The sequence below is a fragment of the Ureibacillus thermosphaericus genome (genome assembly GCF_012396605.1).
Lineage (GTDB): Bacteria > Bacillota > Bacilli > Bacillales_A > Planococcaceae > Ureibacillus > Ureibacillus thermosphaericus.
The window spans coordinates 42,040-56,035 of the sequence record NZ_JAAXPW010000013.1 but is presented as its reverse complement, the minus strand read 5'-3'; the positions used below and the strand labels follow the sequence as shown (position 1 = coordinate 56,035).

9 protein-coding genes and 1 pseudogene are annotated in these 13,996 nt (G+C 33.5%); 4 read left to right on the top strand and 6 right to left on the bottom strand.

Annotated features, from left to right (window positions below; genetic code table 11):
- The first annotated feature begins 5 nt into the window (after nucleotides 1-5).
- From HF990_RS07210 to HF990_RS15375, 3 genes are all read left to right on the top strand, one after another.
- Nucleotides 6-1,094 (top strand): M24 family metallopeptidase, encoded by a 1,089-nt coding sequence (locus HF990_RS07210; protein WP_168412293.1) that lies wholly within the window; start codon nucleotides 6-8, stop codon nucleotides 1,092-1,094.
- Between the two features lie 57 nt (nucleotides 1,095-1,151).
- Nucleotides 1,152-2,477, top strand: a complete 1,326-nt coding sequence (locus tag HF990_RS07205; RefSeq protein WP_184656228.1) for a purine-cytosine permease family protein — start codon at nucleotides 1,152-1,154, stop codon at nucleotides 2,475-2,477.
- A 447-nt stretch (nucleotides 2,478-2,924) separates the two neighbouring features.
- On the top strand, nucleotides 2,925-3,200 hold the full coding sequence (locus HF990_RS15375) for a transposase (protein WP_409373613.1): 276 nt from the start codon (nucleotides 2,925-2,927) through the stop codon (nucleotides 3,198-3,200).
- A 271-nt stretch (nucleotides 3,201-3,471) separates the two neighbouring features.
- Here HF990_RS15375 and HF990_RS07195 read toward each other — a convergent pair.
- Nucleotides 3,472-3,915, bottom strand: a pseudogene (locus HF990_RS07195) (type I restriction-modification enzyme R subunit C-terminal domain-containing protein); the annotation flags it as partial.
- 180 nt (nucleotides 3,916-4,095) lie between these two features.
- Between HF990_RS07195 and HF990_RS07190 the strand changes: the two are divergent.
- Nucleotides 4,096-4,557: a hypothetical protein gene (locus HF990_RS07190; RefSeq protein ID WP_168412290.1), complete on the top strand. Its 462-nt coding sequence runs from the start codon at nucleotides 4,096-4,098 to the stop codon at nucleotides 4,555-4,557.
- A gap of 114 nt (nucleotides 4,558-4,671) precedes the next feature.
- Here HF990_RS07190 and HF990_RS07185 read toward each other — a convergent pair whose 3' ends face one another.
- The 5 genes from HF990_RS07185 to tnpC all read right to left on the bottom strand — a co-directional run bounded on the left by HF990_RS07185 (nucleotide 4,672) and on the right by tnpC (nucleotide 13,950).
- Nucleotides 4,672-5,874 carry a transposase gene (locus HF990_RS07185; RefSeq protein ID WP_168412289.1) on the bottom strand — a complete coding sequence of 401 codons (1,203 nt, stop codon included), beginning with the start codon at nucleotides 5,872-5,874 and terminating at the stop codon, nucleotides 4,672-4,674.
- Nucleotides 5,875-6,354: 480 nt separating this feature from the next.
- Nucleotides 6,355-9,327: a DEAD/DEAH box helicase gene (locus tag HF990_RS07180; protein ID WP_168412288.1), complete on the bottom strand. Its 2,973-nt coding sequence runs from the start codon at nucleotides 9,325-9,327 to the stop codon at nucleotides 6,355-6,357.
- The gene (locus HF990_RS07175) at nucleotides 9,320-10,318 is read right to left on the bottom strand and encodes a Hachiman antiphage defense system protein HamA (RefSeq protein WP_168412287.1); all 999 of its coding nucleotides are present in this window, start codon (nucleotides 10,316-10,318) and stop codon (nucleotides 9,320-9,322) included. The genes HF990_RS07180 and HF990_RS07175 overlap by 8 nt, the downstream gene beginning before the upstream one ends.
- 1,044 nt (nucleotides 10,319-11,362) lie before the next feature.
- Complete coding sequence (locus HF990_RS07170) at nucleotides 11,363-12,061, bottom strand: AbiTii domain-containing protein (RefSeq protein WP_168412286.1); 699 nt, start codon at nucleotides 12,059-12,061, stop codon at nucleotides 11,363-11,365.
- A 311-nt stretch (nucleotides 12,062-12,372) separates the two neighbouring features.
- Complete coding sequence (gene tnpC / locus HF990_RS07165) at nucleotides 12,373-13,950, bottom strand: IS66 family transposase (RefSeq protein WP_168412285.1); 1,578 nt, start codon at nucleotides 13,948-13,950, stop codon at nucleotides 12,373-12,375.
- Between the last annotated feature and the right edge of the window lie 46 nt (nucleotides 13,951-13,996).

Genomic DNA, 13,996 nt, shown 5'->3' with positions numbered 1-13,996 from the left:
TTGCATTGGAATATCAACAACGTATTCAAAAAGCTCAGCAATTATTAGAAGAACAAAATATAGATGCACTAATCGTGACATCACCACCAAATTTCTTTTATTTCAGTGGAACATGGTTAGATTCGCATGAAAGATTGCAAGCCATTGTAATTAAAAAATCAGGACCACCAATCATGGTTATTCATGAAATGGCCAAAGAAGAAATTAGAAACCTTTCCTTATTCGAGTCAATATTCTGGAAAGATGGTGAACACTCGATAGAAATATTAAATAGTAACTTACCTAAATCAGGTATTGTGTCGATAGATAACCAGTGGCCGAGCCAAAACTTAATACAGTTAATGCGACTGAATCCCAATATTCACTTTGTAGAAAGCACTAATGTCATAGGAAAGTTGAGACTATATAAAGATCAGTTAGAAATAGAGTTATTGAGAAAATCAGGATCCATAGCAGATGATGTAATGGAAAAGGCAATAGCTTTTATTGAACCTGGCAAAACAGAGATTGAAGTTGTTAATGAAATTAAGAGATTGTTTAAGACACATAATGTTGAGACATTATCTTTTCCACCGATTGTTGGAGCAGGGAAAAACGGAGCTATTCCTCATCATCAGGCGGACGAAACAATAATATCAGAAGGAGATATGGTAGTTATTGATCTAGGCGGAATAAAGGATCACTATTGTTCTGATATGACTAGAACTATAGTAGTTGGAAAAAAAGTTAGTGATGAAATGAAAGAAATATATAACATTGTTAAGTTAGCCCAAGAGGAAGCAGTTAAAGCAGTTAAACCGGGAGTTCCTATAAAAGAAATTGATAAAAAAGCAAGGGATATTATAACTAAAGCAGGCTACGGAAAGCAATTTACACATAGGACAGGACATGGAATAGGAATAGAAGTCCATGAAGAACCTTTTATAACAAATAAAAATATGCAACTCCTTGAGGAAGGAATGGTCATAAGTATAGAACCAGGAATTTACATTGATGGAAAGTTCGGAGTAAGAATTGAAAATATTGTGTTAGTGACAAAAGACGGGTGTGAGTCTTTCAATCATTATACCCGTGAACTAATTTGCAAATGTTAAAAAAAGCCCGAAAAATTATCTAAATATTTAAAAAAATGAGGTGGATACGTGGTGGAAATGAATAACAAATCAACAATGGGAAAAGATGAGGCATTGTCCCCAGTACCTTTAAATGAGAGGCAACACTGGTTAACCCCTGCAATTATTTTTGGAGGACTTGAATTTACTATTCCAGTTTTAATGGTTGGTGCATCACTTGTCGGAGGATTTTCATTATCTGAAATTTTGTGGATCATAATTATTGCCATGGTTTTATTCCAATGGCCAGGTAACTTTATTCAAGGATATATAGGTGCTAAAACAGGAAGATCTTCATCAGTTATTGCAAAATCTAGCTTTGGGGAAATTCAAGCAAGGTTTATTGTTGGACTAACTATTTTCATCGTGTCGATGGGTTGGTGGGCTCTTCAGACGGCAGTTGCGGGAAATGCTATTTCAGCAATGTTTGGAATTGATTATAAAAGCGAATGGCTCGCATGGGCATTGATAACTATTGTGGCTGGGTTGCTTTTTGCTCTTCCAGCAATTATAGGCTACTCATCAATGAAATGGACCGATTATATTGCTGTACCAGCAGGCCTTCTATTAATAGCTGGTGGAATCTATTTGTCACTAAAAAACATAGGATGGGAAACAATCTCTAATTGGGATCCTGAACCTAATATGACTTTTTTAGCAGCAGTCAGTCTTGTTATTGGTGTTAATGTGTCTCAATGGGTTATAGCTTCTGATTACACTAGATATGCCAAGCCAAAAATAAAAGATAACTTACTAATACCTTTAGGAATAATTGCTGTAGGGATCCCTCTGTTTTATGTTGGTTCTATTATGTCTGTTGGAGTTGGAGAAGCAGATATTGTAACGGTTATGTTAAACATGGGTTTCCCAGTTTGGGGGTTTTTGATCCTATGGTTTGCAACTTGGACTAGTCAACTTGTTAATAATTACAGTATGGGCTTAGCACTTGCAAATATGCTAAACGTAAACTCAGGTTACGGCCGTGCTTTATTGACTTTAGGAGGAACAATTATTGCTATTATCATCGCACTTGCAGGGATTTTAGATTATTTTACCGATTTCCTTTATATGACTGCTTTAATTTATCCTGCTATTGCTGGTGTCATGATGAGTGATTTCTTCTTGGTACGTAAGCAGCAGTGGGTTGAAAATAAAGGTTGGAATTGGATGGCTACTATAGCATTAGTGGTAGGAACCTTTATTGGATACCTTACTCAGTATGTATACCCATTTGGATTACCTGCAATTCAGTCATTAGTAATTTCTGGTATTGTATATTTCATTGCCATGAAGGTTAAAGCTTCCGTTGCACCCGATGAATTTACTAAAATCCAAAGTGGTGAAGATGTACGAAGTGTTGGCTGAATTTATTACCAGGGTAACGAATATTAAGTAGCAAAAGGTACTGGCGGATAACGACTACTTTCATTAAGTTTTATGCCACAACCCATACTTTTCATGTACCGACCGCTTGCCCTTGATGTAATCGAATACCACTTTCCACCTCGACTTTGCACCGCGCGTAGATAGTGGCATTCTTTTCACATTCAAGGGCTGTTTTTGCATTTGTTTTCATATCTTCGAAAACCGGAGTTCAGTAGACTTGACGATTTCCCCATTATTTCTTTAAGTCTTCACATAACCTCATCTATTCCCTTTTCTTATACACGATCTCAATGATCCAACATAATGAACCTGATTCTAATAAGGACAGTGAAGTTGGCCAGTTTTTTAGTACAAATTCATGCTCACGGTTCTTAGGCTGTCACGACCTTTCTTCACTTCTCTATAAAAAAGGCTCTATAATATTTGGTGTTGGTGGATACAACCGGCATCATTTTTTACACAAAAAATGAGACATGTGACAAAACTCTGACAAAATGTAATCGCCAAAACGTGGGCGTTATTTTACGCTTACTCAATTACGTCGAGAATACGCTAAAGTACGATTATAATAACGACATTTTAGAAGGGATTCATAACAAAATCAAAGTGATGAAACGCATTTCTTTTGGTTATCGATCCTTCTATCACTTTAGAAACCGAATATTCATTACCCAAAACTTAGCGAAAATCAAAACAGCTTAGGGGAACCTCGAATTTCCCCTAAGCCATCCGATTATATATTACCAAATAATGTCACTAACATTTATTCACCAACACCATTTGACAAAGAACCTAATAAACAGCAGTGAAGTTAATAGAATCGCATATTTACATACGAAAATATAATCATAATACTTCTTGACTTCACTTAAATACGTTTTCTCCTTCCTAAGACTGACTTCATTATAATATCAGACCAATTTTAGTCATTATGGAAAACTCGGAGTAGGAAAAACACCCATCACGAGTAAAACTATGCCCCAGCAATATCTTCTGCATTTCGATTGATCTCATCAATAATGCCAATGATTTTTCTTGCATCATCCATATTATCTTTGAACAATTCAACAATACTGCCAACTGATCTGAATGGTTCTTGTTGTAATACTTTTTTATCGAGTGTTCCGTTTTTAATGACATAATCAACAATGTGTTTAACAAATCGAATTTGGTTTAGATTTAACCGCTCCTCTGAAAGGAATTCGGAAAATGCTTCGTTGGTTGCTTTTGGATCTAAACCGACAATTTGTCGAACTAGTTTTGTAATCGGCGTGTCACCAAAATCTTTTTCGTAATCTTCTCTCGTTCCGAGTTCTTTCCAAAGTATATCTTCAAGCATTTTTACATCTTGGGCTGTTAGTGGTTTATTATGGTACAGTTTGTAAATCGCCATTTGGTCTTTATGTTCATAAGCGTAAAATAATGCCCACGTGTTTTTTCGTGGGCGTTATTTTACGCTTACAAAGAAACGATCCTAGATGACATCCAAACCTTAATTCAACAAGTTGATAAAGAGAAATATATAAAGAAGATGGAGAGAAAATCGAAAAGTACAAAATCGGATTCTTAAAAGAAAATCAATAAGATTAACAAACAGATGGATGTTTTAAAAAATCGAAAAAGGAAATTCATCAACCTGTTAGCTGACGGAATTATCACACATGAAGAATATCAAGAGAGTATTGAAGCAACAAACAAGGATTTAACTGAATTAACGGAACAGAAAAATGAACTTCTTTCATTGATGGAAAGCGAGGATGTAATCGAAACGATTGAAAAGCTCAAAAAGGAATTACTTCAATTCCTAAATTTCGATGAATTAACCGAGGATATTCTCCATCGCCTAATCTTGCCTCATTTTTTCATTTTAAAACTATCTGCGAAACGCACTCAACATGCCTTGAGCGGTGATCGCAGATATATTGATGTAGCAGTGTTTGTCTTATATATTTTAAGTAGTAATATAAATTCAGTAAAACTAAGTAATAAAAAGCACACTTTATTTTTGTCTGCAATATATTTGTTATATGAGAGTTTTGCAAAATTAGATTTTTATTAAAAAGAGTTTTAAAAGAAACCCAAATAAATTGGGGTATTTTGTATCTTTGGTTTACAAATATTCTGTTTGTCCTTTTTTGGGCGTACTTGCAGAATTTTTCGCTTTAAAAATTTTTTAAGCGGTTTGTTGCTTTTTACTCTCTTTTGCCATTGCGAGAGCTGAAACCAGTAATACGATGGCGTTCAAGTAAATATGAGTTTTTACTTTATCGATTCCCCACACATGCAGGGAGTTCGCTGTAAGATAACTTTTCATTCTTGAATTGCACCGTTCTACACTGGTTCGCTCATTGTAAAGTTCTTTCCAACGTTTGGAATCGCGGTGTGGATTAGAGTACCGGCGAAGATCCTTATTCACGTTAATTTTTACTACCATTCCATAGTTGGAGGATGAACAGGCTGCCATTCCTAATGGGCAATCCACTTTTCCGGTTGCGTGTGGACATCTGAATTTGAGCTGATCCTTATTGGCGCCCCAATAAGTCATTTCGTACCCCATCGAACAGCGTGGAGTTCCGTTGGAGGCAATTCCTTCGGGAGGCTCCTTTTCATTACGCAAATTGAGTGGAATAATAGCTTGAGCCCCGATGTTCTTGGCGGATTCGTAGTTTTTTAGCTGGTCGTACCCACCATCCATTATCAGGAAATCAATTTTAGAGTTTGTACAACTCTTTACTTGTGCAATTAATTGTGGTGCGACATCCCCATCGTTGATATGAGCAGGGGTTACTTCAATCGCCATTGGTAATTCACTTTTGGTGTCAACGGAAAGATGCATCTTATAGCCAAACCAAGTAATTTTATTACCGAAGGAATCAAACTTTGCCCCCCAATTGGCGTTGCCTGTTTGTTCACTTCGCTTCTTAGGCTGCTTCTTTTCATAAGCATCAATGGCGGCACTGTCGATAGCCTGATGTTTTCCATCAATTACTCCTTCCTCTTGAGCTAACTGGACGAGATCTTGAAAGATTCTTTTCACAAGTCCAGTTTTGGTTAGTGTAGAAAATACTCGGCTAAGAGTAGAGATGGATGGTGCAGGCCTGCTAATATCTAAACCACATTGGTAACGAAAACGCAGGTCATTTTTTAATCGATTGTGAAGAGAAGTAAAAGTATCAATACCTTCTAATGGGGCAGCGATAAGAGCCCTTAATATCCCTTCTTTGGAATGTCCTTCAGCCCCTTGGGGTGAAGAACTTTTCAATTGTTTAGCATAAGGACGCAAATCTAGAGCACTAAAAAAAATCGGTAATTTCTCTTTTGACTCTAAAATTTGCAATTCTTCAAAGGAAAATAGACTTTCTTGTAGAATATACAAAGTGACTTCCTCCTTATGGATTTTTGTGGTTTGGTCACTTCAAAATTCTACAAATAAGGGGTGAAGTCCTTTTTTATGCTTTAGAAAACCTTATAGTTCTTGGGTTGAAAAATGTTCAAAATGCTCATATATAAAATTTTTAAATATTCAAATCCTTTATTCTAATAATAATCACCAATCTAAATAAGTCATTCCACTAATAATTGTATTGTTATACCTTATCTCTCCCAAAATGTTGCAATTTTTCTCACTTCAATTAGTACTGAAATAATTTGAACGATCCATTCATTATAAAAAGCTATTGAATTGTAGCACCTTCATTCTATCTAATATTATTCTCATGTTCATTCCTGTTATTATCAGTGAAATTTTATACATACTTTTCCTAACTTTTATTGGACTCTAGACTTTCTCAGCCTATTCTAACTTTAAATAATACTTGAGAAACTATCTTTCTTCCCACACCTAGATAAAATATAACTATATATATCTCAAATTAGATCTAAAAGCATCTAAAGAAATAAGAGGAACAGTTTCTTTAAGATACTCTATAATTTCTATTTTATTTTCTCTTAAAATCATTTCAATAGTATCTTTATCATTTAAATTTAACGTTGAGAAATTATTTTTAATCCAATTACCGACAAAAAGAATTCCCATTCTTTCACTAAAACCTAACTCTATTAAGATTAAATTAATACGACTGTTTATACCATACTGAATAAATAGGCCTAAATCTTCAAGATCCTTACTTATAATTATTCCTTGTTTTTGCAATTCAATCTTAGCGATTGTAACTATTTTTGATAAAACCGGTACGATATTGGATTCGATAAATAACATTATTTTTAGAACATCTTCAACTTCAACGTTGGTTTTATTTGAAATATCACCATACCATTCGCCCTCTATCCAGTTTAATATTACTTTTTTCAATAATCCCTTTGTAAGATTAATATCATTTTCTTGATGAAATTGCTCAAAATCGAATTCTAGATGATTTAAAGAGTATATAATATCTAGTAGGTAACCAATAGTTTCGTCAGTAAATGGAAGGGAAGTATTTTGCCAAAAATCATCTCCTAAATTGATAACCCCTTTAATGTCTTCATATATTCTAACTGTTGAGTCACTTTGTTTTAATATACCAATTTCATTCCGTTTTAAGTACGGACTTAGAACTTCGCCTCTTAATTTAAAAATATGCTCAAGCGTTAACTTATTATTGTAGTCAGATTGAAAGTAGCTATAAGTTTTATTTATTAAATTCTCAAGGATATCACTAATATTATCAGGGGTTGATTCTTCATAAAGAGAATCTATTATTGATTTATCAATTGAATCTATTAATCTTTTAAATTCTTCACTTTGCTCATCAATGAGTTCATTTGTTATTAACAATCTGTCTTCTTTTAATTCGTTTGTAATTTCATTAATTATTTGGTACAAGTATCCCCTAACTGGTTCTATTTGATCATCAGATATTACTTCTTGGATATAACTGTACTCACTTGGATTTACAGAAATTACTAACCCTTCAGTTTCTTGACCAGCTCTTCCGGCTCGGCCAATAATATTTTTTATATCCCTTTTTCTAATTGGCTCCATTATTTTTAAGGAAGAATTAAATCTTTTAATTGTATGCAACACAAGAGTTTTTATCGGTAGATTAACCCCTTCAGCAAGGGTATTTGTACAAACTATTAAAGGTACTATCTTTTTTCTAATACTATTTTCTATTACTTCCCTTACAAATTGCGGTAAATCACCATGATGAATCACGAAACCATTCTCAACAGACTTTGTTAATATATAATCCTTTCCAAAAACCTGTTCAATGTATATTATTAGATTTTCTAATTCCTCAGTTTTAGAAAAATCTAAAGGTTTAGGAAAATTGAGCAGGCTAATTTGATTAATTATCTCTTCTGCTAGACCTTTAACACCATTTTCACCCTTTTGGGGAGTAAATACTGCAACCACACCGTTATTTAGCGAACGTAAAGCAACTGAAATAGCTCTAGTTTTATAAGTTTTATATTTATATGTGTTTATTTTACCAGTAGAACTTTTCTTATATTTGTAATCCTCTTTAACACTTAAAAATTTGTTTATCAAGGATTTTTCAAGTCCATTTTTTTGGGAATATAATTTTAAATTGAAGTATTTATTTTTATTGTCACCTTGCTCTATTAAAAAACCATAAGTTAAGTTAGTTGGCCTATAATCCGATTTTATAAGGGTATTTTCATCTCCGCCCAACCAAGAATTTATTGTTGCTATATTAGGAATAATAGCGGAAAGGTAAATATACTTTTTTTCTTGTGTACTACTATTTTTGAACTTTGCTAACAATAGTTCGTAATTTAAACCCCTGTGTTCATCATCAAGTAAATGTCCCTCATCACAAATTACAGTTGAAAATGTCTCATGAAGATTTGGAATATAATTTTCTATGGCCATAAACTTCTCTGGAGTGCATATTAATAAATCAACATTTTCCATTTCAACTTTTTCTTCTTTAGTGGGCGTATGACCACCATATATAGCTTTAACTGTTAAACCAAGATTTCTAAATTTTTTAGTAAAAGCATATTTTAGTTCCGATGCCAAAGCTCTATAAGGAGCTAGTAAAAGCACTTTTCTCTTTTTGTAAACAATTTCATTATAAATGACTATCTCACATAAAGAAGTTTTCCCAGAACTTGTGGGCATTTGAATAGAAAATGAATTATCATTAATGAGTATCCCTTTTTTCAGAGCTGCTTCTTGTGAAGGGAATAATACCCAACTACTTTCCAGCTTATGTAAAACAAAATCTTTCCAATTAATTGCGGGATTTGCTCTAGTTAGGCTATTCCAAATATTATTTTCACTAAATTTTTCAATTAATCTCTTCGCCAATAATAGTTGAACATACTTATAAGGGTCCGAAGTTTTTAATCTCTCATCGATTAGTTTAATAATACTAATTAATATTTGCTTATCTCCTGATTCCAAGAAATCATTAAGTCTATCCATATATGGATTTCTAATGTTCCTGTTATTAATTAAAAATGCGTGAATAAATCGATCTATCTCAGATTCATAATCCTCTGTTTCAAACATTCTTGCTAATATTGAAGAGGTTGTAAAGTAATCTGTTAAGTAATATATTGATGATGCATATAGCATATTTTCAGCATAATTGACTCCGAAAAAGTTTTCACGTGTACTTTGGATAGAGTAAATTTCTAGCCCTTTTGCAATAAAAAGTAATTCTTGGCGATTTTCTTCCGTTAAATAAGCATCGCTTGATAATGCTTTATAAACCTTATTAAATAGCGAGATATAAAAATCATCTGATTGTTTTAAAAATGAATACTCTTTCTCTTGCCTTTCAAGGACATCTAATTCCATAGCATTTCTCCAAGAATTAGAATCCCGAATCCAATCTACCAAAATATTACTCATTTGCAGTCACCTTATATGACGTTACTATATTCTTGTAAACTTTTTCATAAAAGTTTTTTAAATTTTTAATCGATATTATTGTCACGTCAGAATAATCACCTAATTTAAAATTGTATAAATCATAAAGGTAGAGAATAAAGTCTCTATTTCTACTATTACTTCGAAGAATGTCTTCTCTTTTAACATTTTTAAATGAAAGCTTCTTCGTGTCATTGTCATAGGATGCCCCAAGCTCTTTACAGTCATTTTCAATTCTTTTCCAATCTTTTTTTAATACTTTTACTGAATAATCAATTTCACGTCCTAACTCTACTAAAACCATATCACTATCAATAACAGTTATAGCTTTAAAGTGTTTTTTATAAGGTCCATAATTAGGTTCAATTGCATTAACAAACCTCTTAATTGAGTTTAAAGCCGAAGAATCATTTAATCTGATATATTGTTCTTCCAGCCATGAAAGAGTAATTGCCATTCGTTTTACATAGTCATCCTTAGCTCCATCTATAGCGTCTTGTAAAGGATGAAAATCACCTGCCGTTGCTTTTGACTTTATTTCAGCAGACACAACAAGATCATCCGGTGATGATACTTCAGCATTTTTAACTCCAAATAATATTACATCCGTTTTTTTCATTGGCTCATTACGGTCTACTTTCCAAAGCCACTTTTTAGGACCAAAAAGATTAAAATCAGAATTTTTATACATGTCAATTAGTAACTGATAAGATAATATTTCTGCAAACTCACCCGACATAGTCTTTCCGGGATCAGGTATAAGTTTCTTTAATATTTGTTCTGCTGGTCCGAAATTTTTGATTCTCTCTTCTAAATCAGAGTCAGTTATGTAACATTTTCTATAGTAATCTGGTAGTTTTTCAAAAAGTTCTTTTTCCTCATTTAATTCTAATATTATAAATTGTTCCATAGTTGTTTCTGAAGAGAAATGACATAGGAATTGTGGAATGTTAATCACACCCTTTTTAAACAAGCAAATACTCCATTTTCAATTTCTATTTAAATATTCGGTTAATTCCTCTTAATAATAATACATCATTTGCTAATATTAGACAATAATTGTCATTTGTTAATCATGTTTGTAAAAACATAGTATAAATTTAATCTTATTGACAATAATTTATTATGTTATTGCAACTGGTAATTCGTTCAGGGAAGAAGTACCGCGCTACATTTCTTCTTTTTCAAAAAATTTCTTTCCCTCTTAAAATGACGAATTTAGAGGCTATAATGATTTTTGATTAACCGATTATTTCAAATATAAAAGTAACCATAATAAGAGAAGACCGCGGTTACATGATGTTATCTTACGGAGATAACCATGTGCTGCGGTCTTTTTTACTGAAGGGAGGTTTTATTAGCCAAAATGAATTAGAGACTCTCTGGATAAATAGAATTTTAGAAAGATGTGAAAAAGTAGGGGGTTCGAAACAGATATGACACAAGCATCAAATATCAGCTTACACCATATGTGGAACTGGAAGATCTTATGAATAAACTGCAAATTGAAAGTGCATAAACTGTTGTTCAATTAACGTGAACAGCAGTTTTTTTCTTATTGGCTATTTAAACGTCAATGTTGATATAAAATAAAATTAAGGGAAACCACAGTTTATAAAAGTTTCCCTATCCTTATTCCACTAAAGCTCCCGTTGTTGAATTATGAGAACCTGTAAAAAATTATTTAACCTCCACCACCGATGCAATGAAGGTGGGTTTTTACATTTTTTAACCAACTACCGAGAATTTGTTAAAAGGAATTAATATCATTAACTTTTTTGAATGTGATCTTTTCTCCAAACCTATTTAAAAAGGCTCTCTATCAATATAATAACAGATTTCCAAAATGAGAAAAGTAGAATGAAACCAGCCAAAATTGAAATGATAAAACTAAAAAGAGCCGGATGTTTTTCAAAAAACGTTTTCTTCTCCTTTGATTCCTTTTCTCCTCTGTTCGAACCATATTGATGACCAATGGACGAGTTTTTAATTTTATTATTATCTCCTATTTGAATACTCATTTTTTATCTCTTCCTTCCCATAAATGGCCAAATAAATGGCCAATCCTTGACCTTTCTATTTTGTTTTTGTCTCCGACTTTAACTGATTTATCATAAATGATATTTTCAATATTATAAATCACTTGTTTTACAGATTCATTTTCCTTAATTTGGGATCTAATATCTAACTCATCAAGATTTTCAAATTCCTTTTCTAGTTCCATGATTACTTCCACTAGTTTGGATTTTACACATGACACAATGCCATCCAGTTGGTTTGATCCGATTCTAACTCTCATTCCAGCTATTTGGAAGTCATCTGTTGATATTGCATGACAGTATGCTGTAGGAATTACAAACCCGTAATTTTCTCTATTTTCTCCCCGAAGGATGTTTTGGATTGTTGCAATTCCATCCGTCATTCTTACTGTACGTAGCTCGTCTATTTCCTCTTTGGATATTAAAAATTCTAGTGGCACAGGAGCATCTTTATATTTAACAGAGAAGTTTATTAAATAGGTTCCGATAATTCTTCCTTTAAGGATCCTGTAAGAAGGTACACTTTCTTTATCCTTATAACCCTGTAATTCCCCATTAACCCAGTTCATGATATTTTCATTATCCAAATCCGACAATATAACTTTTAATCTTAGCAATATGTTTTCAATACTTTCTTTTCCACTTACAGCATCTTTTAAAAGTTGGCTTCGGGCCATTTCTCTCGCACCTTCTTCATATTACATAGTATTCTTAATTTTATATTAAACAAAAATAAGGTGTTTTTGTCGATTTAAACGAGTTTTTTCTAAAGAACTATAACATAGAGTTAATCTAGATATTGGTTCAAGCAAGGAGCCTTTTCAATTTCGATATTATTATAATACATGTTTAATTTTATTGTTAAAAGGCAACGGAGGCTTCTAGAAGGATTACAAATGGATTATGTGTTTTCGGATTTTTGCATATATATCCACAAAAAGTAAGCGTAAAATAATCCCCACCTTTTAATGATAGGGATTAAATACTATTATTGTGATAAGTTATTAAAAACCCGACAATTCAAAGGAATTGTTTTGGACCAAGGAAGTAGTTGATCAAGCTCATCCATATTGCTTATATCCATATTGGGAAGCCTTTCAAATAAGTAGCGAAGATAATAAAATGGATTTAATTTATTCTCTTTTGCTGTCTCCACAATACTGTAAATGATTGAGCTGGCCTTAGCTCCTTTCGGAGTATTGCTAAAAATCCAGTTCTTCCTTCCGATCACAAATGGTTTAATGGATCGTTCACTTCGATTATTATCGATTTCTAAACGTCCATCCTCTAAAAATGCCACGAGTTTTTCCCATTGGTTGAGGCAGTATGTAATGGCTTGACCTAATAGACTCTTTGGTAAAACATTGCTTTTCTCTGTTTTTAGCCATGCTGAAAAAGCCTCCAACAATGGTTGGCTGTGTTTAAGTCGTTTTTTATATCGTTCTTCTGGTGTACATTCTTTCAAATCACGCTCGATGGCAAATAGCTGATTACAGAAATTGAGTCCTTCCCGAGCTGTGACTGCTGAATGACGTTTGGATTCAGGAAGTACGTTTAAAGCCTCATCGAACTTTCTGCGGGCATGAGCCCAACATCCAACCAATGTTACGCCGGATACCTTATGATATCCTGCATATCCATCGACATGCAGGTAGCCTTTAAACCCTTTTAGGAATTCTTTGGCATGTTCTCCGGCTCTAGTTTCCTGATAGTCATAAAGGACAAGTGGTGGATCCTCTCTTCCAGTCCGATAAAGCCACATGTAAGATTTCGATGTACTTGACCTTCCAGGTTCATGTAAAACCTGAACAGTTGTTTCATCCGCATGTAGAATGTCTTTAGAGAGGAGATGCTCTTTCATTCGTTGATAAATTGGCGCAAGCCATTTTTCGGCACCATAAAGCATCCAATTGGCCATGGTTTGCCTGGATAAGATCACACCTAATCGTTTGAACGGTTGTTCTTGGCGATATAGAGGTAGCCCCTCTACATATTTTTGATTCATAATATATGCCATGCTTGACGGTGAAGCTAAACTTTTTGGATACACAGATTTTGGGGCAGGTGCTGTAACGATTGGTGTCTCTATTTCATTACGCTCACAATGACGGCATCCATAGACATATCGAACGTGTTTTAAAACTTTGACTTGAGCCGGAATAATCACTAATTCTTGTCGTACTTCTGTGCTCATTTCGTGTGTTTTTTCACCGCAACACGAACAGACCTGCTCTTCTTCGGGTAAACGATATTCAATCGTTTCCATAGGCAGGTTTTCAAACGTAGCTTGACGTTGACCACGTTTCTTTTTACGACGATATGTAATTGTTTCAACAGTTGGCTCTTCGGCTTTTACATTAGACTCTACCTCTGCTTCATTGAATAAAGGTAGTTCTAATTGATTAGGATTTGTTTTTTCGCTTGAAGAGCCAAATTTTCGTTTTTGACTAAGACGATACTGTTCTTCATACCATCGTAATTTCGCCGTCAATTCAACGATTTGCTGTTGAAGTTTTTCAATTAATTCAAATGGGTTTTGGTTAGGATTCTTTAAATTTTTCATCATGTAGTAATAATTCGACGGTTTTAGCTATTTTCCTCCAAGGTTTTTG

Excerpts from the sequence above, each read along its gene's own strand:
- HF990_RS07205 (WP_184656228.1), top strand. The coding sequence starts at position 1,152 with ATGAATAACAAATCAACAATGGGAAAAGATGAGGCATTGTCCCCAGTA.
- HF990_RS07190 (WP_168412290.1), top strand. The coding sequence starts at position 4,096 with ATGGATGTTTTAAAAAATCGAAAAAGGAAATTCATCAACCTGTTAGCT.
- HF990_RS07180 (WP_168412288.1), bottom strand. The coding sequence starts at position 9,327 with ATGAGTAATATTTTGGTAGATTGGATTCGGGATTCTAATTCTTGGAGA.
- HF990_RS07170 (WP_168412286.1), bottom strand. The coding sequence starts at position 12,061 with ATGGCCCGAAGCCAACTTTTAAAAGATGCTGTAAGTGGAAAAGAAAGT.
- tnpC (WP_168412285.1), bottom strand. The coding sequence starts at position 13,950 with ATGATGAAAAATTTAAAGAATCCTAACCAAAACCCATTTGAATTAATT.